The organism is Streptomyces sp. NBC_00442, assembly GCF_036014195.1.
GTDB lineage: Bacteria > Actinomycetota > Actinomycetes > Streptomycetales > Streptomycetaceae > Streptomyces.
In genome coordinates this window covers 2,994,640-3,014,827 of the sequence record NZ_CP107918.1, presented here as the reverse complement: position 1 = coordinate 3,014,827, position 20,188 = coordinate 2,994,640, and the positions used below count along the sequence as shown (strand labels likewise).

Genomic DNA, 20,188 nt, shown 5'->3' with positions numbered 1-20,188 from the left:
CGGGACGCGCTCGGGACGCGGTCAGGGTGACGGGACCGGGGCCAGCATCTGCTTGCTGATCCACTCCATGGTCCCCTCGCCCATGCCCGTCACGTAGGTGTGGGCGTTGTGGGTGCCGCCCTGGATCGTCTGGAGGCGGGTCTTCACCGGGCCCTTGCCGTACGTCTTGATGAACTGCTCGACCTTCGGCACGACGGTGGTCTCCTTGGTGCCGACCTGGAAGGCGAGGGCGACCTCGGGCCCCTTCCTGTCGATGAGGTCCTGCGCCAGCTTCTCCGGGTTGTTCGCCTGCTTCTCGGCGTCGTGGCCGGCCCACAGCGGCGAGTCCGGCACGATGTCCGGGCCGGAGGCGATCGCGGCCTTGAACAGGTCGGGGCGCTTGAGCACCGACTTCAGGCCGACGAAGCCGCCCGACGAGGAGCCCATGAAGGCCCAGCCGTCGCGGGACTTGAAGGTGCGGAAGTTGGCCCGCACCAGGTCCGGCACGTCCTCCGTCATCCAGGTGCCCATCTTCGGCTGCCCCGGAATGTCGCTGCCGTCGTAGTAGTGCTTGGCGTCCGGGTTGAGGACCGGCATGACGACGATGAACGGCAGGCTCTTGCCGGTCTTGGACCATTCGCTGATGCTGCTCTGCAGCTTCAGGTCGGTGCCCATCCAGTAGTTCTTGGGGTAACCGTTTCCGCCCGGCAGCGCGATGAGCACCGGGAAGCCGCTGTCGCGGTACTTGGCGTCGAAGTACTGCTTGGGCGCCCACACCCACACCTTGCCCGTGAACCCCGACTTCGCGCCCTTGAGTGTCGTCACGCCGATCTTGGTGCCGTCGCCGAGCGAGCTCTGCGTGGTGAACTCGGCCTTCGGCCCGGTCGGCAGCAGCGTCTGCGCGCCGGCGCCGTTCTTCGCGGAGGCCTCACCGTTCTTCTGTCCGCCCTGGATCGAGGCCTGGGCGGACGGGCCGCTCGGCCCCGAGTCGAAGCTGACCGGCTTGCCCTCGTCCGAGCAGCCGGTGACCAGCACGATCGAGCCGATGACGGCGGCTCCTATCAGGGCGGCGGGACGGCGACGGTTCATTCGGGGGCTCCGTGCATCTGGGATCGGTGGATCGGTGGATCTGGGGGCCGGGGGGCCGGGGACCAGGGGTGGGGGACGCTTGGGGTGGGCGGGCGCGGCCCGTGCGGAATTGTGGGCGATCGGCCACGAACCACGCCAGTCAAGAGTGCGGAACGCGCCGTTCGGTTCGCTCGCGCCGGCCGGGATCCCTCCCGGCCGGGGGTGATCCCGAGCACGTACGCCTCTACGCTGCTGTGCGACCGGCTTGAACTGGTGGGCGTGGGGGGAGCACCGCGATGCAGTCGTTGCAGCCGCTGGAAGCGGGCGAACCGCACACGATCGGCTCCTACCGGCTGCTGGGCCGGCTCGGCGCGGGCGGCATGGGCCGCGTGTACCTGGGGCGCAGCGCGGGCGGCCGCACCGTCGCGGTCAAGGTGGTGCACCCCCACTTCGCGCTCGACGAACAGTTCAGGGCGCGGTTCCGGCACGAGGTCGAGGCGGCCCGCAGGGTGGGCGGCCAGTGGACCGCGCCGGTGCTCGACGCCGACCCGGAGGCGCCGGTTCCGTGGGTGGCGACGGGCTATGTCGCAGGCCCCTCGCTCACCCAGGCCGTCCTGGACCACGGCCCGCTGCCCGAACGGGCGGTACGCGCCCTCGGAGCCGGGCTCGCCGAGGCGCTGGCCGCCGTCCACGCGCTCGGCCTCGTCCACCGCGACGTGAAGCCGTCCAACGTGCTGCTCACCCTCGACGGCCCCCGGCTCATCGACTTCGGCATCGCCCGCGCCACCGACGGCACGGCCTCGCTCACCGCGACCGGCGTCTCCATCGGATCGCCCGGCTACATGGCGCCGGAGCAGATCCTCGGCCGGGGAGCGACCGGCGCCGCGGACCTCTTCTCCTTGGGTGCCGTCCTCGCGTACGCGGCGACCGGCGAGCCGCCCTTCCCCGGCGACTCCTCGGCCGCGCTCCTCTACAAGGTCGTGCACGAGCCGCCCGAACTGGGCGCGGCCCTCGCGGGCGACGTGCGCGAGGCGGTCGCGGCCTGCCTGGCCAAGGCGCCCGCCGACCGCCCGGCCCCGGCCGCCCTCGCGGCCCGTCTCGCCCCGGCCGGCGCGGCGGAGCTGGTGCGCGGGGGCTGGCTGCCGGGCCCCCTCGTCGAGGAGGTCAGCCGCTCGGCGGTGCGGCTGCTCGACCTGGAGCCGAAGGACGCGGTCTCCGGCTCGGGCCCGATCCCGTTCAGCAGCGCGGCGATCGGCGGCCCGGCGCTCGGCGGCGAGGCGGGGACCCCCGGGGACGGCCATCCGGCCGGCTCGGGCTCCGGCTCGGGCTCCGGGGCCGGTGTCTTCGGCCCGCCGGACGCCTCGTACGGTCGGGCCGAACCGGGCCCGCGGTCTGCGGAACCAGGCTCGCCCGACCTCACGGAGGCGGACTCGTCCGGCCACGCGGAACCGGGCCCGTTCCCCGGCCCCCGCACGCCCCCGCGGCCCTCCGCCCCGCCGAGCCCCGCCGACCGCGGCCCGCGCGTGGCCCTGTCCGTGGCGACCGCCGCCGAACCGGGCGAACGCGGCCGCGGCCGGAGGATCAGCTGCACGGTGGCGCTCGCGGTGGCCGGAGCGCTGGCCACGGTGACGGTCGGCGCGGCGTTCCTCTACGACCTGCTGCCGGGCGGCCGCACGGCCAACACCGGCGCCAATCCCGCGAGTTCGGCCCCGGCGGCGACCGGTTCGCACGCCCCGACACCGGCCGCGTCGCCGCCCGCGGGGGAGAGTCGACTGGGCTCCGTGGCAGGTGAGTTCGTCGGCACCTGGAAAGGCGTACTCACCCAGGACAACGGCACCTCGGGGTACGAGTACACCGCGGTGATCACCAAGGGCGCGAAGGGAACGGACGTGGTGCGCACCACCACGACCGTCGGTCCCCTGGAGTGCCACGGTGTCGGCGCTCTGGACTCCGCCACCGCCACGGTGCTGCACATCACCGAACGCACCGACCCGGCGCAGCGGTCGACCTTCGGCTGCACCGGGGCCACCGCGACGATGACGTACACCCTCCAGCCGGACGGCAGGCTCCGCTTCGCGTCGCAGGAGGCGGCCGCGGGCCGCCCGACGGGGACGCTCACGAAGCAGTAGCCCACCCGGCGCCCCGCTCGGCTGCCGCATTAGGCTGAACCGCGTCATGAACGATGAGAACGCGCCCGTATACGAAGCCCATTTCAGGCGTACGCCGTTCCAGCTCCTCGGCGGCCACAAGTGGAAGAGGCTGGTCGCGTTCCGCGTCGACGCCGACGGCGTCCTGCTGGGGGGAGCCCCCGCGCGGTACGAGAGCCAGCTGGCCTTCGTGCCCTGGCAGGACATCACGGCCATGGTGGTGTGGCGCCAGCTGACCGCCGGCAACGGAATCAACCACATCGGTGTGCAGAGGAAGGCCGGCGCGCCCCCGCTGCCCGGCATGAACAGCCGTATGAGCCGTGAAAGGGCCGCGACGCTGGTCCCGCACGTCGATTACGAGTTGCTCAAGGCCAGCCGGCCCATCAACTTCTGGCGCCTCGACCCGGAACGCCTCCAGGCCGCGGTCGACGCGTTCGCGCCGCACGTCCCCGTCCTCGTCTACACGCAGCCGCACCTGTCCTAGCGGCGGTCGGACGGCGGCACGTAATCACCGGCGATCAAAGGAGAGCGGACGTGGCCTTCAGGCGACGCGAGGGCCGCGAGACGCGCGAGGAGGCGCCGGTGGCGCCCGTCGCGTGGGCGGGGGTGCGGGAGTTCACCATCGGCTCGATGGAGCGCCCCGCCACGAAGAGGCGCCCCCGCCCGGTGCGCGGCCCGCGCGCCATCCGCGTACCGGCGGGCAGCGGCGACGGGCAGGTGTTCGCCCCCTGCGCCTACGTCGCCCGCTCCACACCCCCGGTCCCGCCGACCGCCATGGACCGCTGCCTCTACGAGGACGCGGAATCCCAGCGCCTGCTGTGCTACCTCGTGGCACGGGAACTCCCGGACGGTGAAAGCCGCTACGAGGTGTACGACGCCGAACACCGGCCCATCGGCACCCTGCGGCGGATCCCGCCGTCGGGAAGGCTCTTCAAGCACACCTGGCGGATGCACCAGCCCGGTCACCCGGACGTCGTCGGGCGCAACCAGTGGCACCCCGCGCGGCTGGCCCACCGGGCGGCGGAGAACTTCGTTCCCGAGGTGCTGAACATCGTGACGGGCCTGGGGCCCGACGACTCCCACGGCCCCCAGCGCAAGGCCAGGACGCTGGAATGGGTGGCGGACGGCGATGCGGTGATGGTGTCCGAGAGCGTCAAGCTCCTGAGGGTCGAGCAGGACTGGCTGGACCGCCGCCTGGCCTTCGCGTACGCGTTCCTGGGGGACGGCTGAGGGCGCGCGGCCACGGCCCGGGTCGGTCGGATCAGTCGGAGCAGTCGACCGGCTCGCCGCTCCCCCGCGAGAACACCGCGTCCAGGGCCATCGACACCGCACCGACCGAGGTGAGCGCGGAGGTGTCGACGCGCTGGAGCAGAACGGCGATGGCCAGGTCGACCGCGTCCGCCGCGCCGGTCATGCTCCCCGCGTGCACCCGCTCCTTGCCCTCGGTGCGCTCCTGGAAGGCGACCCGCACGCCGTCGCGCTCCAGCGCGAAGCTGCGGAAGACCCGCAGGACGGTGTAGGTGTAGCGGCGTTCTCCCCAGGCGATGTGCAGGGCCCGGGAGGTGTTGCGCAGGGCGCGCCTGTTGAAGTCGAACTCCGCCGCCACCCCGTCGACGGTGAGCGTGCTGTCCGGCGTGCATTCGGTCTTCGTGCCGGGTGAGCGGTACGCCGCTTCCGGCATGGCGTCGCCTAGCAATTCGACCCCTTGGTACGGGAGTTGAAGCTTGGAGCGAAGTCGGGGCCTCGACTCTCTCGTGGACACCTCGCCGAACGGCCCCGCGGGTCCCGCGATACCGAGGTGCGTCTTCGTCCAGTAGCTGCGCAGCTCGAAGGTGACGTCGCTCATTTTTCCTGCCGCTTACTCATTGGACCGGGGAAGGTTGGCAATCTTGTTGATCATGGCTGAGGTGGCACCCATGGATGTCAGAGCAGACGTGTTGACCTCTTCGAAAATGATGGCCAGCGCCATGTCCAGGGCGTCCACATCACCTGTGGCGACGCCGAAGCTGCTGCCGCCCTTTCCCGTGGAACTCTTCCCGCGTTCGAAACCGACGCGTATCCCTGGACGTTCGAGGACGACGCGGCGATGCACCTGGAGTACGGAGTAGGTGTAGTCGCGGTGCTCCCCGTGGATGGTCAGCGCTCGGGATCTGTTCCTGAAGGCCCGTCGGTCGTAGTCGAAGGACATCTCGGTGCCCTCGACGAAAAGGTGCCCACGATCCACGTCGTGGTCGGCGCTCGAAGCGCCGAAGCGGTACCGCGTGTCCGGCAGGCCTTCACTTTCCAGCCGTACTTCGCCGAATCCGGGAATGTCCGCGCCGCGCCAGAACGTCGTCTTCGGCCGCCTCGTGGTGACTTCGCCGAACGGTCCGACGGTTCCCCTGCGGCCGGTCTCTCTTCTGTTCCTGAACGTGCGCAGCTCGAAGGCGAAGGTGGGCACGTGTCGCCTACCGCACAGCCGTGGCGCCGGCGAACGTCCCGAGAAAGGCCCCGCGGTCACGCGTGGCGATGCGGAGCGGCTCGCCCTGGCGCGCACGGATCCCGACGCTGATCCGGTTGTGGATCGCCCTGGAGATCGGGACCGCCAGACGGGGCAGCGGGAGGAGCAGAAAGAGCGCGGACACGATCAGCCACACACCGGTGTCCTGGGGTATCGAGTCCACGCCCATGTACGCGACTGCGGCGAGGCAGCCGCCGACGCAGCTGCCCGACCAGGCCATGGGGACCTTCTCGGTGTACACACCGGTCGCCCCGAGGGCCGTCGGTGTGGTGGGGCGGCTCATACGTACTCCTGGAGCTGTGGTCGTGGCGTCGAGCAGGACGACGCTAACCAGGCGGTACGCGATTTCGCCAGTCCCGGCCGGCGGACCGTTCCGCTCCCCGGTACCGGTTGTCCCCGTCGCCGAGTGGCGTGAGAGAAAGGGGTGATGGAACCGTTCACCTTCGATCTGACCCCGATCCATTCGGCCACCGTGCACGGATACCGCGGCCTGATGGGTCCGTTCGGCGCCGTCACCGTGTGCGCCGAGGTGACGAAACAGAGCGGGTGCAGGAACCAGGTCGTGGTCGACGGCGACCGCCTCCCGCGGGCCGTCTTCACGAGCGGCCGGGAGGGAGGCCGCCCCGCGCTGCCCGGCGGACGGCTCACCCTGGACGGTACGGAGGTGGCCCTCGACCTCCGGGGCGAAGGGTTCCTGAAGGCGTCACGGTGGCTCGACGTCCGGTGTGGCGAGCGGAGTTACGTCTACCGTTCCACCGGGCCGTCCGGGCCGGGCAGGGACGTGACGCTCCGGCGACCGGGGGCCGTCGTCACGATCCGGCGGGCCGTGGGACACCTGGGCATCGAACGCACCGGCACGGCGGAAGGCTCCGTCGACGCCACGGACTTGGCGGTCGCCCTCGTCCTCGAACCGGCCGACACGTCCGCGCTCACCCGGGCCGGCACCCTCCTCGACGCGTCGATCGGCATCCTCGGCTTCCGTGACACCCGGGGGGACGGCAGGACCGTGTGACGCGCCCGCGCCGTCCGGCCGCACACGGATCGGCTCCGTGACACCCGTTTCGCAGCGGCGGCCAGGGGCCTGCGGGCACCCTGGTCCGGTGAACACAACGGTGACCACAACGGTGGACGCGACGCTGATCGCCGTGGCGGCCGGGTGGGGCGCGGGCGTGGGGCGGCTTCTGCCGCGGCCCGCGTACCGGCTCGCCGTCGCACCCGACAGGACCTGGCATGCCGACTGTCCGGCCGGGCACCCCTTGGCGGGCGCCTGGGAAGGATGGCTGGGGCCTGCCCGGTGCCGGACCTGCGGCGATGCGGCCGGTCACGCGCGGCCGCTCACCACGGGCCTGGTCACCGCGTTCGTCTGCGCCGCCCTCGCCGCCGCCACCGGGCCCCGCCCCGAACTCGTGGTCTGGCTGCTGCTCGCCCCGATCGCGGTGCTGCTCTGTCTCGTCGACCTCGCCGTTCACCGGCTGCCCGACGTCCTCACCCTCCCGCTGGCCGGCGCCGCGGTCGTGCTGCTCGGGCCGGCCTCGCTCGTCCCCGGGCACGCCGGTGCCTGGCCGGCCGCCCTGCTCGGCGGGCTCGCGCTCGGCGGCGGATACGGCGTGCTGTTCCTGATCAACCCGGCAGGACTCGGCTTCGGCGACGTGAAGCTCGCGCTCGGCCTCGGCGTCATGCTCGGCTGGTACGGCCTGCCGTGCCTGCTGACCGGCGCGCTGCTCGGTCTCGTCCTGGGCGCGCTGTACGGGCTCGGGCTCCTCCTGCTGCGCCGCGCGAGCCGCAAGGAGGCTTTCCCGCTCGGCCCGTTCCTGACCGCCGGAGCGTTCTGCGGGCTGCTGCTCGGCGCGGCCACCGCCTAGCCGGGTTCGCGGCCCCCGATCAGCGGGGCAGGGCCGCTGCCGTACGCTGGATCGGTCCGCCCGTAACCCTTCCGAAAGGGACACCCCCGGTGACTGAGAAGGCCGATCTCCAGTCCGTTCTCGACCGCGCCGCCGAGGGTGGGCGGATCACCCCGGAGGAAGCGCTCGACCTGTACCGCTCCGCGCCGCTGCACGCGCTCGGCTCCGCCGCCGACGCGGTGCGCCGCCGCCGGTACGCCGGTACCGAGCACATCGCGACGTACATCATCGAGCGGAACATCAACTACACGAACGTCTGCGTGACGGCGTGCAAGTTCTGCGCGTTCTACGCCGCGCCCAAGGACACCGCCAAGGGCTGGACGCGCGACCTCGACGACATCCTGCGCCGCTGCGCGGAGACCGTCGAGCTCGGCGGCACCCAGATCATGTTCCAGGGCGGGCACCACCCCGACTACGGCGTCGAGTACTACGAAGAGCACTTCTCGGCGATCAAGAAGGCCTACCCGCAGCTGGTCATCCACTCCCTCGGCGCCTCCGAGGTCGAGCACATGGCCCGCATCTCCAAGGTGAGTGTGGAGGAGGCCATCAGCCGCATCCACGCCGCCGGGCTCGACTCGTTCGCGGGCGCCGGCGCGGAGATCCTCCCGGAGCGGCCGCGCAAGGCGATCGCGCCGCTCAAGGAGTCCGGCGAGCGGTGGCTGGAGATCATGGAGACCGCGCACGGCCTGGGCGTCGAGTCGACGTCCACCATGCTCATGGGCACCGGCGAGACCAACGCCGAGCGCATCGAGCACCTGCGCATGATCCGCGACGTACAGGACCGCACGGGCGGCTTCCGCGCGTTCATCCCGTACACCTACCAGCCCGAGAACAACCACCTCAAGGGCCGCACCCAGGCGACCATCTTCGAGTACCTGCGCATGATCGCCATCGCGCGGATCTTCCTCGACAACGTCGCCCACATCCAGGGTTCCTGGCTGACCACCGGCAAGGAGGCCGGGCAGCTCACCCTGCACTACGGCGCGGACGACCTCGGCTCGATCATGCTGGAGGAGAACGTCGTCTCGTCGGCCGGTGCCAAGCACCGCTCCAACCTCCGCGAGATGATCGACATGATCCGCACGGCAGACCGGGTGCCCGCCCAGCGCTCCACCACCTACGAGCACCTCGTCGTGCACGACGACCCGGCCGACGACCCGGTCGACGCCCGCGTCCAGTCGCACATCTCCTCCACCGCGATCGAGGGCGGCACGGCCCACCCGGAGCTCAAGCTCCTCGCGTCCAACTGAGGCCGTGATCCTGAGGTGTTGACGATCCACGCCGCAGAGCTGCTACTGACCGGGGCCGGCGACGAGCCGGTCCCGGGCGGAGCGGTGCTCGTCGACGGCGACCGGATCGCGGCGATCGGGCCGTACGAGGACGTCGCGGCCGCGCACCCCGCGGCCCGCGTCCGCCGCTGGCCCGGAGTGCTGACGCCGGGGCTCGTCAACCGGCACGGCACGGCGCTCCTGGAGCACACCTACTTCCCCGACGACCCCTTCGAGCTCGACGAGCTGGGCGGCGAGCCGCTCACCGGGGCCGCGCTCGCGGACCTCGCGCCGAGCGAGTCCCGCAAGGGCAACAGCGCGCGCCGCTGCACCCAGAAGCTCCTCGCGCGCGGCGTGGTGGCGGTGGCGGTGCGGCTCACCACCCCGGCGGTGCGAACCGCCGTGCACCGGGCGGGACTTGAGGTCGTGCCGATCCCCGACGCGGAGGGCCCGGCCACCCTCGACCCGTTCGTCGGCGCCGACCCCGCCGACGCCTTCCGGGCCCCGCTCGCGGTGGGCGCCGCGGCCCGGTTCGCGGTCTTCGCGGTACCGGACGCGGTCGCGCTCGCCGAGCGGGGGGCCGGGACGTGCATCGCCACCGTCATCGGCGGGCGCCTGCTGCACCGGCGCCGCTAGGTGGTGTCTTCCCGGCGCCCGCCGTCGGCCCCGCTGCCGCCGTCGGCCCTCGCCCTCGCCCCGCTCACCTCCCCGACAGCGCCTTCGCGAAGGCGCCCGGCTCCTGGTCCACCCCGCTGCAACCGGCTTGTGCCACAGCCGATTTGATCCCGTCGCCGCACTTCTGATCGCGGTAGGACACCCACATCGAGATCCGCCCGACGCCCTTGTCGCGGGCGAACTTCCGTACCTTCGCCGCGTCGTCGAGCGTGAACGTCTCGCCCTTGACGTCGTTGACGCCGATCATCGGCGTGATCCCGAGCCCCTGCCAGGCCGCCCGGTCGGAGAGCCCGAGCACCCGCTTGAGCTGACCCTGCGCGGCGGTCGCCGCCCGCACCGCGTAGTCGCCCATGTTCCCGCCGAACGACGTGCCGTAGTTCATCGCCATGACGTTGACGGCCGACACCTTCACACCGTGCCCCTTGGCCGCCGTGAGCAGCGCCGTCGCCTCGGGCGTCAGCCCCGTCGGCATCGCGGCGAGCGTGAAGGTCACCTTGAGCGAGGCGCGCTGCTTCTGCAACAGGGCTATCGCCTCGGAGCGCCGGGTGAGGGCGGCCGGGTCGGTCAGGGCCGCGCCCTCGATGTCGAAGTCCGCCTCGGTGGCACCCGCCGCGTCGAGCGCCGTGCCGTAGGCGGCGGCGAGCTGGGCGGGGGTGCGGCAGGTGAGCGCGAGTTCCTTGCCGGCCTGCCCGCCGAAGGACACCCGTACCGCGGCGCCCGACTTCTTCAGGGCCGTCGCCCGGTCCTTGACGTCCCTGTCCACGATCGCGGTGTCGTCGTCCCACACGGCGCGGCAGGTGGAGCCGTGGGCGACGACGAAGGCCAGGTTGTAGACGGAGGGCGAGCCCACGGCGTCGGTCGGCGCGGCGGTGGTGGCGCTGACGTAAGGGGAGTACGTGACGCTCAGCGGGCCCGTCGCGGCCGGGGCGGCCGGGGTGCCGGTCGCGGCCGGCGCGTCCGGGGACGCGGAGCACCCCGCGCACACCAGCGCGGCCAGGACGCCGGCCCCCGCGACCGGCACTCTCAGGAAACTCCGCACGTCGTGTGCACCCGCTCTCGTGAATGTGCGCCCCCGTGGCACCGAAAGGAGAATGTACGTGGCCCGGCCGGGCCGGTGAGGGCCGGGCGCCCGGGGCCCGGCCGCGTACTGCTTGAATGGGAAGCGTGACCCGCGCATCCCTGGACAAGCAGCCGCACGAAGTCGCCTCGATGTTCGACGACGTCGCGGCACACTACGACCTCACCAACGACGTGCTCTCCCTCGGCCAGGCCCGCCTGTGGCGCAAGGAGGTCGCGAAGGCGGTCGACGCGCGGCCCGCGCAGAAGGTGCTCGACCTCGCGGCCGGCACGGCCACCTCGTCGCAGCCCTTCGCCGCGGCCGGGGCGTACACCGTGCCCTGCGACTTCTCCCTCGGCATGCTGAAGGTCGGCAAGGGGCGCCAGCCCCACATGCCGTTCACGGCGGGCGACGCGACGAAGCTGCCGTTCCGCGACGACACGTTCGACGCGGTGACCATCTCCTTCGGGCTGCGCAACGTCCAGGACACGGACACCGCGCTGCGCGAGATGTACCGGGTGACCAAGCCGGGTGGCCGGGTCGTGATCTGCGAGTTCTCACAGCCGACGTGGAAGCCGTTCCGGACGGTCTACACGGAGTACCTGATGCGCGCCCTCCCGCCCGTCGCGACGGCGGTGTCCTCCAACCCGGAGGCGTACGTGTACCTCGCGGAGTCCATCCGCGCCTGGCCCGCCCAGGACGCGCTCGCGGCGCGGCTGCAAGGGGCGGGCTGGTCGAAGGTGGCCTGGCGCAACCTGACGGGCGGCGTCGTCGCACTGCACCGGGGGTTCAAGGCCGCCTAGGCTCGGCCCGGTCACCGAGCGGGGTCTCGGGTCGGGCCTCCAGCTCCAGGCGGAAGCACAGCGCGTCCACCCCCAGCTTCCGGGACGGGTACGTCGTGGAGAGCGTCATCCCGAGGCGCTCCGTGACCGCCACCGAACGGACGTTCCCGGGGTGGACCATCGCCACCACACGCGGGACGCCCGCGGCGCGGACGCGGGCCAGGGTGGCGCGGGCGGCCGCGGTCGCGTAGCCGCGGCCCCAGTGGGTGCGGGCCAGGCGCCAGCCGATCTCGATCTCGCCGACCGGGCCCCAGTCGTCCAGCGGCCACGGCTGCGCGCCGGTGAAGCCGATGACCTCGTCGTCCTCGTCGAGCATCGTCCACAGGCAGAAGCCGTGTTCGGCGTCGTGCTTGCGCTGGCGGGCGGTGAGCTCCTCGTACACCGAGACCTCGGCCGCGCGGCCGCCGTGGAACTCCATCACGTCCGGGTCGTCGAACACCCGGTGCCAGGTGTACGCGTCCTCCTCGGTGGGCACCCGAAGCCGCACGACGGGCAGGGACTTCTCGGGTACCCGGGGCTTCGGGGACTCGGGGGACACAGAGCTCATGGCGGGGGCAACCCTTCGCGATGTCGATCAACGGCCACCCATAGACTGCACGTGTCCTGTGCTTCTCGGCACGCAAATTCGAGTCTTCGGGAGATCCCGCTGTGACCGAGCCGCTCTCCGAACACACCGCGGACGTGATCGTCGTCGGCGCCGGCCCGGCCGGTTCGACGACCGCGTACTACCTGGCCAAGGCCGGACTCGACGTGCTGCTCCTGGAGAAGACCGCCTTCCCGCGCGAGAAGGTGTGCGGCGACGGTCTGACCCCGCGCGCCACCAAGCAGCTCGTCTCCATGGGGATCGACATCTCCGAAGAGGCCGGCTGGCTGCGCAACAAGGGCCTGCGGATCATCGGCGGCGGCGTCCGCCTCCAGCTCGACTGGCCGGACCTCGCCTCGTACCCGGACTACGGACTGGTGCGCAAGCGCGACGACTTCGACGAGCAGCTCGCCCGGCAGGCGCAGAAGGCGGGTGCGCGGCTGTACGAGCGCTGCAACGTCGGCGCCCCGATCACCGACGAGCGCACCGGCCGCATCACCGGCGTCAACGCCAAGCTCGGCGAGGAGAAGACCCCGGTCACCTTCCACGCCCCGCTCGTGGTCGCGGCCGACGGCAACTCGACCCGGCTCTCCCTCGCGATGGGCCTGCACCGCCGCGAGGACCGCCCGATGGGCGTGGCCGTACGCACGTACTTCACCTCGCCCCGCCACGACGACGACTACCTGGAGTCCTGGCTCGAACTGTGGGACAGGCGCGGCCCGCAGGAGCGGCTGCTTCCCGGCTACGGCTGGATCTTCGGCATGGGCGACGGCACGTCCAACGTCGGCCTCGGCATCCTCAACTCCTCCTCCGCCTTCAAGGAGCTGGACTGGCGCGAGATCCTCAAGGCGTGGTGCGCGTCCATGCCGGAGGACTGGGGCTACACCCCGGAGAACATGACGGGCCCGATCCGCGGCGCCGCCCTGCCCATGGCCTTCAACCGCCAGCCGCACTACACCAAGGGCCTGCTGCTCGTCGGTGACGCGGGCGGCCTGGTCAACCCGTTCAACGGCGAGGGCATCGCGTACGCGATGGAGTCGGGCCAGATCGCCGCGGACGTCATCGTCCAGGCCCACGCCCGCGCGACCCCCGCCCAGCGTGAACTGGCCCTGCACGCCTACCCGAAGATCCTCAAGGACACCTACGGCGGCTACTACACCCTTGGCCGTGCCTTCGTGAAGCTCATCGGCAACCCGAAGGTCATGAAGATCGCCACGCAGCGCGGTCTCACCCACCCGCTGCTGATGAAGTTCACGCTGAAGATGCTGGCCAACCTGACGGACCCGACGGGCGGGGACGCGATGGACCGGATCATCAACGGGTTGTCGAAGGTGGCCCCGAAGGCTTGACCGGCCGGTCGCAACGCGTCATCCGACGACGGTAGGTGCCGGCCCGGTGCGGGGCGGGCGGCTCAGGGTTTCGCCTGGGCCGCCAGTTCCTTGGTCAGGCGCTCCAACAGAGGGTCCGCCTTCGCGTGTTCGCCAAGGCTGAGCGTCAGGGCCACGTCGCCCGCTCCCTCCATGGGCAGCCGCTCCGTCACGACCGTCCGGCCGGGCATGGGCACCGTCCGGCCGCGATCCGCCACGACCGCCTTGTTGAGCCAGGGCGTCATCTCGGCCGATGTCATTCCGGCGTCCGCCGCCAGGCGGGGGTACAGCAGACCCACTGCCGGCCCCTTGCCCGCGCCGACGGTGTAGACGTGCAGGGTCCGCGAGTCGAGGCGGTACACGCATTCGAGCATCGCTCCGTCGGCCTGGCTGGTCGGGGTGTCGGGCGCGCCGTCGACGAATCCCGTCGCGGCGGGGTGCTCGGTGCCGGCCCCCGCCCCGCCGTTGTACCCCGCGGCCTTGGCCGCCGCGGCGATGTCGAACGGCACCGGGCACTTCGACGCACCGGCGGCGCCCGCCACCCTCGCCTTCTCCTTGATCCAGGCCACGCTCGGCGCACCGCTGTCCGAACCCTGTGAACACGCGGTCAGCATCAGCGCGGCGGCGCCGAGCACCACGGCCTTGCGGGACTTCGAAGATATGAGCATCCCCGGGGTGAATCCTTTCGCTGAGCACCTCACACCGCGCCGATCGCCGGCTCAAGGATCCTAGGCCTCGGTCAGCGCACCACGTCGAACACGTTTTTCTGGAGCCCGTTCGCGTACGCCTCGTGCTCGACGAGCCTCAGCCGCTGCGCGTCCTTGTCGGTCGCGCTGAACAGGCGCTTGCCCGCGCCCAGCAGGAGGGGGAAGACGAGCAGGTGGTAACGGTCGATCAGGCCGGCGTCCGAGAGGGCGTGGTTCAGGGCGGCGCTGCCGTGCATGATGACCGGGCCGCCCTCGGTCTCCTTCAGGGCGGCCACGTCGTCGAGGGAGCGCAGGATCGTCGTGTCGCCCCAGTTGGACACCAGGTCGTCCTCCGTGAGGGTGGTGGAGACGACGTACTTCGGCATCGCCTTGTAGCCGGCGAAGTCCTCCATACCGGGCCACACCGGGCTGAACGCCTCGTAGCTGGTGCGGCCAAGCAGCATCGCCGAGGCCTCCTCCTGCTCGCGGCCCTTGATCTCGAACGCCTCCGGCAGGAACTCGGCGTGTTTGAAGGTCCATCCGGAGTTGCGGTAGCCGGGCTCGCCGCCGGGAGCCTCCATCACGCCGTCGAGCGAGATGAACGCGGTGCTGATCAGGGTGCGCATGGGGGTGCCTCGGTTTCTCGTATCCCGTTCCGGGTGGGTTCGGTACGGTGCGAACCGCAGCCACGCGTGCTGCCGTGCCCCACCGACCACGCATTCTGACCCCGGGTCACGCGAAAACTCATCGCTCCGCGCCGCACCGCCCCTGCGTGTCAGGCCGGTTCGGGTTGGTCCGGGCCGGCCGGTGCGAAGACCTGTCAGCTGCGCCGCTCCACCTCGTCCGTCCACCGCACCGGGACCTCCCCGGCGAACCGGGACAGACCGGTGCGCAGTTCGTCCGGGGAGAGGCCGCCGTTCTGGCGGCGGGCCACGTACTCGTGGCGTCTGCCGTCGTGCAGCGTCACCCACACCGCGCGGTGGTGTTCGTAGCCGCCGGCCGTGCCCTCGTCCCCGAGTTCCCAGATCGCCACCGTGCCGACCTCGATCTCCCGCACCTGCGACCAGGGCGCGTCGAACCGCGTGGCGAGGTGTATTCCCGTCACGTCCGCGCGGATGACGGGCCGCAGCGCCCCGTACACGCAGGCGATGACCAAGAACGCGCCGGCGCCGATGACGAACAGGGCGAATCCCCACCCGAAGGCGAGTTTGGACCAGTCGACCGGACCCTGCCAGGGCCGGATGCCGGTCAGCATCCACAGGCCGAGCACCATGAACACGATCCCGATCGCGGCGAACATGCCGAGCCCGTCGGCGTAGACCTCGTAGGGCTGCGGTTCCGCGTCCCGCACCTGCTCGTCCATGCGCCCACCCCCTGATAGGTGGATGCTGCCCGGATACGGGCAGAGTTCAACACATTCCGGGCGCGCCGAAGGGCCGTTGCTCCCGAGCGGGGGAGCAACGGCCCTTGCAGGCGGTGCGGGTACGGCTCAGAAGGCCGCTGTGTGGCTCAGAGAACGCGGACGGCGCCCGAGGGGGCGTCGTAGTCCAGGCTGCGCTCGACGACGCCGGTGGAGGGGTTCTGCGCGCCGACGAAGTTGCCGCCGCCCACGTAGATCGCCACGTGGTAGGCGGAGCCCTTGCCACCCCAGTAAAGGATGTCGCCCGGCTGGAGGTTGGACAGCGAGACGTCGGTGCCGGTGGTCGACTGGTCCTGCGAGACGCGCGGCAGGTCGACGCCGACCTGACGGTAGGCGGCCTGCACGAGACCTGAGCAGTCGTACGCGCTGGAGCCGGTGGCGCCCGAGACGTACGCCTTGCCGACCTGGGCCAGGGCGAAGTTCACGATGGCGGCGGCGGAACCCGTGGCGTTGGACGCCTTGAACGAGGTCGTGCCGGCGGACTTGGCGGACGTCGACTTGAGCGTGGTGCGCTCGGCGGAGCGGGAGGCGCGCTCGGTGGCGTCGGCCTTGGCCTTGGCCTTGGCCTCGGCTTCGGCCTTCGCCTTGGCTTCGGCGGCCTTGGCCTTGGCCTCGGCGTCGTCCTTGGCCTTCTTGGCGTCCTTGGCGGCGGTGGACGCGGCGGCGTCCTGAGCGGCCTGGAGCTGGAGGTCGGCGGCAACTGCCTTGGTGGCCTGGGCGGAAGCGGCCGCGGTGGTCGCGAGGTCGCCCGTCAGCGTCGGCATCTCGATGGTCTCGGTGACCGGCTGAGCGGCGATGGCCGGGGCGGCCGCACCTGCCAGCGCGATGGTGCTGAGTACGCCACCGGCAACTCCGGCCCGGAGCGAGACCTTCGAGGCGCTGCGGCGGGGCTTCCGGTGGCTGGGTATGTGAGCGGTGTGGGACATGGGAATAACCGCTATCAGGGGTTCAGGGTTCCCTTCAAGAAACGTGGGCTGCGCCACAGTTGACCTCGGAAGCTGTGAATCCGCTTCGTGGCGGCACTTATTGACGCCGTAACGGACAAACCCGGCAGCCCCAATCAGGGCTGTGATCATGCGTTTTCCATGAAACGCCCGAATTGCCCGGCGCTTACCATCCCCTCACGTCGATGGCCAAGCCCCGTTGATTTCACGACCGTTGGTACGTGACGCAGGTCACAGTGTGAAGGGATCCGGCCGGACGTGATGTGCGTGCGGGTCTCGTGAACGGGTGCACGCGTCCACCTTTGGGCGGCGAAGTCCCTCGCGCGGGTGAGCGGGGGCCATTTATCACTGACGGGCTTTCCTTGCCAATTTGCCTGTAGCGCACATCCCTTGATAATGCCAGACCGCCGCCGACCAGCGGTAACACCATCGAATGTCACGTCTCGTGATCACTCAGGCGCTTCGCGTATGAAGATCACCGCTCATCCGACTTCATGATCCTTCGTCAGGTGGTGGAGATCACAAAGGCGTTGACGCACCCCGTGTCGCAGATCACAGACCGGCGGGCATAGGATGCGGGGCAGTCGGGCTTGTGAACTGCCTCACATGTACGCGATCTTCGCGCGATGCATGAGGAAGGCCGAGGCGTTCGCAGGGCCCGCTGTGCGGTCCAACGGTCAAGGACGACTGGAAGGAGCGAGGAGCGTGAATGCCTACGCGCCCATCCTCGTGCTCGGCGCCCTCGGGGCAGGGTTTGCGATCTTTTCCGTGGTCATGGCCACGCTTATCGGCCCAAAAAGGTACAACCGGGCCAAACTTGAGGCGTACGAGTGCGGCATCGAACCGACTCCCACGCCGGCCGGCGGCGGTCGCTTCCCGATCAAGTACTACCTGACGGCGATGCTCTTCATCGTCTTCGACATCGAGATCGTCTTCCTCTACCCCTGGGCGGTCACCTTCGACGCCCTGGGGCTTTTCGGGCTCGTGGAGATGCTGCTCTTCGTGCTCACCGTCTTCGTCGCCTACGCGTATGTGTGGCGGCGCGGCGGTCTGGAATGGGACTGAGGGGCTGAGGGGCACCTATGGGACTCGAAGAGAAACTGCCTAGCGGCTTCGTACTGACCACTGTTGAGCAGGCCGCGGGCTGGGTGCGCAAGTCATCCGTCTTCCCCGCAACCTTCGGCCTCGCCTGCTGCGCCATCGAGATGATGACGACGGGCGCCGGGCGCTACGACCTGGCCCGGTTCGGCATGGAGGTCTTCCGCGGCTCCCCGCGCCAGGCCGACCTGATGATCGTGGCGGGGCGGGTCAGCCAGAAGATGGCGCCCGTCCTGCGGCAGGTCTACGACCAGATGCCCAACCCCAAGTGGGTCATTTCCATGGGGGTTTGCGCCTCGTCGGGCGGAATGTTCAACAATTACGCAATTGTTCAGGGCGTTGACCACATTGTTCCGGTTGATATCTATCTGCCCGGTTGCCCACCCCGCCCCGAGATGCTGATCGACGCGATCCTCAAGCTCCACCAGAAGATCCTGGGCTCCAAGCTCGGGGTCAACCAGGTGGAAGCGGCCCGCGAGGCGGAGGAGGCGGCTCTCAAGGCGCTCCCCACCATTGAGATGAAGGGGCTGCTGCGGTGAGCTCTCCCGACACTCCGGACACTCCCGAACAGGGCGTCCCCGCCCCGCGCGAGAACACCGGCGACGTGATCGGCGTACGCAAGGGCATGTTCGGCGCCGCCGACGGCGGTGACACCAGCGGCTACGGCGGCGTCATCAAGACCGTCACCCTGCCGGGCGCCACCTCGCGTCCCTACGGCGGCTGGTTCGACGAGGTCGCCGACGAGCTCGAAGGCGCCCTGGAGGAGCAGGACCTGCTCCCCGAGAACGCCATCGAGAAGACGGTCGTCGACCGCGGCGAACTCACCTTCCACATCGCGCGCGAGCACCTCGTACGCGTCGCCCGCACCCTGCGCGACGACCCCGCCCTGCGCTTCGAGCTCTGTACGGGCGTGAGCGGCGTGCACTTCCTCGGTGACAAGGGGCGTGAGCTGCACGCCGTCTACCATCTGCGCTCGCTCACGCACGGCCGGCTGATCCGGCTGGAGGTCAGCGCTCCGGACGCCGACCCGCACATCCCCTCGCTCGTCGAGGTCTACCCGACCAACGACTGGCACGAGCGCGAGACCTACGACTTCTTCGGTCTCGTCTTCGACGGCCACCCCGCGCTGACCCGGATCATGATGCCGGACGACTGGCAGGGCTTCCCGCAGCGCAAGGACTACCCCCTCGGCGGCATCGCGGTCGAGTACAAGGGCGCCCAGATCCCGGCTCCGGACCAGCGGAGGTCGTACACCTGATGTCCACTTCACACGGAACGCCGCACGCCCACCCGTCGCCCGGCCACCACCCCTCGACGAGTCCCTCCGGGACCCCCTTCTCGTCCGCCCGCGAGACGACCGAGGGGACCGTATATACGGTCACCGGCGGCGACTGGGACGACGTCGTGCAGTCCGCGGCCAAGGCCGACGACGAGCGCATCGTCGTCAACATGGGCCCCCAGCACCCCTCCACGCACGGCGTGCTCCGGCTGATCCTCGAGATCGACGGCGAGACCGTCACCGAGGCCCGCTGCGGAATCGGTTATCTGCACACCGGTATCGAGAAGAACCTCGAATTCCGCACCTGGACGCAGGGCACCACCTTCGTCACACGCATGGACTACCTGACGCCGTTCTTCAACGAGACGGCCTACTGCCTCGGCGTCGAGAAGCTCCTCGGCATCACCGACCAGATCCCCGACCGGGCCTCGGTCATCCGCGTGCTGCTCATGGAGCTCAACCGGCTCTCCTCGCACCTGGTGTGCATCGCCACCGGCGGCATGGAGCTGGGTGCGACCACGATCATGATCTACGGCTTCCGGGATCGTGAACTCATCCTCGACCTCTACGAGTTGATCACCGGGCTGCGCATGAACCATGCGTTCATCCGCCCCGGCGGCCTCGCCCAGGACCTGCCGGCGGGCGCGGTGGACCAGCTCCGCGAGTTCCTGAAGACCATGAAGAAGAACCTGCCGGAGTACGACAAGCTCGCCACCGGCAACCCCATCTTCAAGGCTCGCATGCAGGACGTCGGCTACCTCGACCTGACCGGCTGCATGGCGCTCGGAGCCACCGGCCCCATCCTGCGCTCGGCCGGCCTCCCGCACGACCTGCGCAAGACCGACCCCTACTGCGGCTACGAGAACTACGAGTTCGACGTGCCGACCACCGACACCTGCGACTCCTACGGCCGCTTCCTGGTCCGCCTCGAAGAGATGCGCCAGTCGCTCAGGATCGTCGAGCAGTGCCTGGACCGGCTCGAGCCGGGCCCGGTCATGGTCGAGGACAAGAAGATCGCCTGGCCCGCGCAGCTCGCGCTCGGCCCGGACGGACTCGGCAACTCCCTCGACCACATCAAGAAGATCATGGGCACCTCCATGGAGTCCCTCATCCACCACTTCAAGCTGGTGACCGAGGGCTTCCGGGTGCCGGCCGGGCAGGCCTACGCGGCCGTCGAATCGCCCAAGGGCGAACTCGGCGTGCACGTCGTCTCCGACGGCGGCACCCGCCCCTACCGGGTCCACTTCCGCGACCCGTCCTTCACCAACCTCCAGGCCATGGCGGCGATGTGCGAGGGCGGCCAGGTCGCCGACGTCATCGTCGCCGTCGCGTCCATCGACCCCGTGATGGGAGGCGTCGACCGGTGACCGACAT

At 70.6% G+C, this 20,188-nt stretch carries 23 protein-coding genes; 13 read left to right on the top strand and 10 right to left on the bottom strand.

The window, feature by feature from the left end; genetic code table 11:
• Positions 1–21: 21 nt before the first annotated feature.
• Complete coding sequence (locus OG432_RS13555) at positions 22–1,068, bottom strand: alpha/beta hydrolase-fold protein (protein ID WP_328311149.1); 1,047 nt, start codon at positions 1,066–1,068, stop codon at positions 22–24.
• 284 nt (positions 1,069–1,352) lie between these two features.
• On the opposite strand from OG432_RS13555, the gene OG432_RS13550 reads away from it, so the two are divergent.
• Genes OG432_RS13550 through OG432_RS13540 form a run of 3 tightly spaced genes read left to right on the top strand, consistent with a single transcriptional unit; the run spans position 1,353 to position 4,424 of the window.
• Positions 1,353–3,176, top strand: a complete 1,824-nt coding sequence (locus tag OG432_RS13550) for a serine/threonine-protein kinase (RefSeq protein WP_328315095.1) — start codon at positions 1,353–1,355, stop codon at positions 3,174–3,176.
• A gap of 46 nt (positions 3,177–3,222) precedes the next feature.
• Positions 3,223–3,678 carry a hypothetical protein gene (locus OG432_RS13545; RefSeq protein WP_328311147.1) on the top strand — a complete coding sequence of 152 codons (456 nt, stop codon included), beginning with the start codon at positions 3,223–3,225 and terminating at the stop codon, positions 3,676–3,678.
• Between the two features lie 50 nt (positions 3,679–3,728).
• Positions 3,729–4,424 carry a hypothetical protein gene (locus OG432_RS13540; RefSeq protein ID WP_328311146.1) on the top strand — a complete coding sequence of 232 codons (696 nt, stop codon included), beginning with the start codon at positions 3,729–3,731 and terminating at the stop codon, positions 4,422–4,424.
• 31 nt (positions 4,425–4,455) lie between these two features.
• Here OG432_RS13540 and OG432_RS13535 read toward each other — a convergent pair whose 3' ends face one another.
• Genes OG432_RS13535 through OG432_RS13525 form a run of 3 tightly spaced genes read right to left on the bottom strand, consistent with a single transcriptional unit; the run spans position 4,456 to position 5,977 of the window.
• Complete coding sequence (locus tag OG432_RS13535) at positions 4,456–5,040, bottom strand: hypothetical protein (RefSeq protein ID WP_328311145.1); 585 nt, start codon at positions 5,038–5,040, stop codon at positions 4,456–4,458.
• 12 nt (positions 5,041–5,052) lie between these two features.
• Positions 5,053–5,634 carry a hypothetical protein gene (locus OG432_RS13530; RefSeq protein WP_328311143.1) on the bottom strand — a complete coding sequence of 194 codons (582 nt, stop codon included), beginning with the start codon at positions 5,632–5,634 and terminating at the stop codon, positions 5,053–5,055.
• 7 nt (positions 5,635–5,641) lie between these two features.
• Complete coding sequence (locus OG432_RS13525) at positions 5,642–5,977, bottom strand: hypothetical protein (protein WP_328311141.1); 336 nt, start codon at positions 5,975–5,977, stop codon at positions 5,642–5,644.
• A gap of 144 nt (positions 5,978–6,121) precedes the next feature.
• Between OG432_RS13525 and OG432_RS13520 the strand changes: the two genes are divergently transcribed.
• From OG432_RS13520 to OG432_RS13505, 4 genes are all read left to right on the top strand, one after another.
• The gene (locus OG432_RS13520) at positions 6,122–6,706 is read left to right on the top strand and encodes a hypothetical protein (RefSeq protein WP_328311139.1); all 585 of its coding nucleotides are present in this window, start codon (positions 6,122–6,124) and stop codon (positions 6,704–6,706) included.
• Between the two features lie 112 nt (positions 6,707–6,818).
• Positions 6,819–7,556: an A24 family peptidase gene (locus tag OG432_RS13515; protein WP_328315094.1), complete on the top strand. Its 738-nt coding sequence runs from the start codon at positions 6,819–6,821 to the stop codon at positions 7,554–7,556.
• Between the two features lie 89 nt (positions 7,557–7,645).
• Positions 7,646–8,845, top strand: coding sequence for a cyclic dehypoxanthinyl futalosine synthase (gene mqnC / locus OG432_RS13510; protein WP_328311137.1), 1,200 nt, complete (start codon positions 7,646–7,648; stop codon positions 8,843–8,845).
• Positions 8,846–8,860: 15 nt separating this feature from the next.
• Positions 8,861–9,499, top strand: coding sequence for an amidohydrolase family protein (locus OG432_RS13505; protein WP_328311135.1), 639 nt, complete (start codon positions 8,861–8,863; stop codon positions 9,497–9,499).
• Positions 9,500–9,563: 64 nt separating this feature from the next.
• On the opposite strand, the gene OG432_RS13500 is transcribed toward OG432_RS13505, so the two are convergent.
• On the bottom strand, positions 9,564–10,577 hold the full coding sequence (locus OG432_RS13500; protein WP_328311133.1) for a chitinase: 1,014 nt from the start codon (positions 10,575–10,577) through the stop codon (positions 9,564–9,566).
• A gap of 125 nt (positions 10,578–10,702) precedes the next feature.
• Here OG432_RS13500 and OG432_RS13495 point away from each other — a divergent pair, with 125 nt between their 5' ends.
• On the top strand, positions 10,703–11,398 hold the full coding sequence (locus OG432_RS13495; RefSeq protein WP_328311131.1) for a demethylmenaquinone methyltransferase: 696 nt from the start codon (positions 10,703–10,705) through the stop codon (positions 11,396–11,398).
• On the opposite strand, the gene OG432_RS13490 is transcribed toward OG432_RS13495, so the two are convergent.
• Positions 11,385–11,984 (bottom strand): GNAT family N-acetyltransferase, encoded by a 600-nt coding sequence (locus tag OG432_RS13490; RefSeq protein WP_328311129.1) that lies wholly within the window; start codon positions 11,982–11,984, stop codon positions 11,385–11,387. The two genes, OG432_RS13495 and OG432_RS13490, sit on opposite strands and share 14 nt — an antisense overlap.
• Positions 11,985–12,085: 101 nt before the next feature.
• Here OG432_RS13490 and OG432_RS13485 point away from each other — a divergent pair, with 101 nt between their 5' ends.
• The gene (locus OG432_RS13485; protein WP_328311128.1) at positions 12,086–13,369 is read left to right on the top strand and encodes a geranylgeranyl reductase family protein; all 1,284 of its coding nucleotides are present in this window, start codon (positions 12,086–12,088) and stop codon (positions 13,367–13,369) included.
• Positions 13,370–13,431: 62 nt separating this feature from the next.
• Here the strand turns inward: OG432_RS13485 and OG432_RS13480 are convergent, their stop codons facing one another.
• The 4 genes from OG432_RS13480 to OG432_RS13465 form a co-directional block, all read right to left on the bottom strand.
• Positions 13,432–14,055 (bottom strand): hypothetical protein, encoded by a 624-nt coding sequence (locus OG432_RS13480; RefSeq protein ID WP_328311127.1) that lies wholly within the window; start codon positions 14,053–14,055, stop codon positions 13,432–13,434.
• 71 nt (positions 14,056–14,126) lie between these two features.
• Positions 14,127–14,699: a dihydrofolate reductase family protein gene (locus tag OG432_RS13475; protein WP_328311125.1), complete on the bottom strand. Its 573-nt coding sequence runs from the start codon at positions 14,697–14,699 to the stop codon at positions 14,127–14,129.
• A gap of 194 nt (positions 14,700–14,893) precedes the next feature.
• The gene (locus tag OG432_RS13470; RefSeq protein ID WP_328311123.1) at positions 14,894–15,436 is read right to left on the bottom strand and encodes a hypothetical protein; all 543 of its coding nucleotides are present in this window, start codon (positions 15,434–15,436) and stop codon (positions 14,894–14,896) included.
• Positions 15,437–15,582: 146 nt separating this feature from the next.
• A complete protein-coding gene (locus OG432_RS13465; protein WP_328311121.1) occupies positions 15,583–16,419 on the bottom strand; it encodes a C40 family peptidase in 837 nt (278 codons plus the stop codon).
• A 723-nt stretch (positions 16,420–17,142) separates the two neighbouring features.
• On the opposite strand from OG432_RS13465, the gene OG432_RS13460 reads away from it, so the two are divergent.
• The 4 genes from OG432_RS13460 to OG432_RS13445 are packed head-to-tail and all read left to right on the top strand — an operon-like array spanning position 17,143 to position 20,181.
• A complete protein-coding gene (locus OG432_RS13460; RefSeq protein WP_030494815.1) occupies positions 17,143–17,502 on the top strand; it encodes an NADH-quinone oxidoreductase subunit A in 360 nt (119 codons plus the stop codon).
• 17 nt (positions 17,503–17,519) lie between these two features.
• Positions 17,520–18,074 (top strand): NuoB/complex I 20 kDa subunit family protein, encoded by a 555-nt coding sequence (locus OG432_RS13455; RefSeq protein ID WP_328311120.1) that lies wholly within the window; start codon positions 17,520–17,522, stop codon positions 18,072–18,074.
• Positions 18,071–18,793, top strand: a complete 723-nt coding sequence (locus OG432_RS13450; RefSeq protein WP_328311118.1) for an NADH-quinone oxidoreductase subunit C — start codon at positions 18,071–18,073, stop codon at positions 18,791–18,793. Before OG432_RS13455 ends, OG432_RS13450 begins: the two co-directional genes overlap by 4 nt.
• On the top strand, positions 18,793–20,181 hold the full coding sequence (locus OG432_RS13445; RefSeq protein WP_328311116.1) for an NADH-quinone oxidoreductase subunit D: 1,389 nt from the start codon (positions 18,793–18,795) through the stop codon (positions 20,179–20,181). The genes OG432_RS13450 and OG432_RS13445 overlap by 1 nt, the downstream gene beginning before the upstream one ends.
• Positions 20,182–20,188 lie beyond the last annotated feature (7 nt).

What these genes read in the sequence shown, in the direction of transcription:
- OG432_RS13465 (WP_328311121.1), bottom strand. Translation starts at nt 16,419, where the DNA reads ATGTCCCACACCGCTCACATACCCAGCCACCGGAAGCCCCGCCGCAGC.
- OG432_RS13520 (WP_328311139.1), top strand. Translation starts at nt 6,122, where the DNA reads ATGGAACCGTTCACCTTCGATCTGACCCCGATCCATTCGGCCACCGTG.
- OG432_RS13490 (WP_328311129.1), bottom strand. Translation starts at nt 11,984, where the DNA reads ATGAGCTCTGTGTCCCCCGAGTCCCCGAAGCCCCGGGTACCCGAGAAG.
- OG432_RS13445 (WP_328311116.1), top strand. Translation starts at nt 18,793, where the DNA reads ATGTCCACTTCACACGGAACGCCGCACGCCCACCCGTCGCCCGGCCAC.
- OG432_RS13535 (WP_328311145.1), bottom strand. Translation starts at nt 5,040, where the DNA reads ATGAGCGACGTCACCTTCGAGCTGCGCAGCTACTGGACGAAGACGCAC.
- OG432_RS13455 (WP_328311120.1), top strand. Translation starts at nt 17,520, where the DNA reads ATGGGACTCGAAGAGAAACTGCCTAGCGGCTTCGTACTGACCACTGTT.
- OG432_RS13555 (WP_328311149.1), bottom strand. Translation starts at nt 1,068, where the DNA reads ATGAACCGTCGCCGTCCCGCCGCCCTGATAGGAGCCGCCGTCATCGGC.
- OG432_RS13545 (WP_328311147.1), top strand. Translation starts at nt 3,223, where the DNA reads ATGAACGATGAGAACGCGCCCGTATACGAAGCCCATTTCAGGCGTACG.
- OG432_RS13470 (WP_328311123.1), bottom strand. Translation starts at nt 15,436, where the DNA reads ATGGACGAGCAGGTGCGGGACGCGGAACCGCAGCCCTACGAGGTCTAC.
- OG432_RS13525 (WP_328311141.1), bottom strand. Translation starts at nt 5,977, where the DNA reads ATGAGCCGCCCCACCACACCGACGGCCCTCGGGGCGACCGGTGTGTAC.
- OG432_RS13480 (WP_328311127.1), bottom strand. Translation starts at nt 14,055, where the DNA reads ATGCTCATATCTTCGAAGTCCCGCAAGGCCGTGGTGCTCGGCGCCGCC.
- OG432_RS13475 (WP_328311125.1), bottom strand. Translation starts at nt 14,699, where the DNA reads ATGCGCACCCTGATCAGCACCGCGTTCATCTCGCTCGACGGCGTGATG.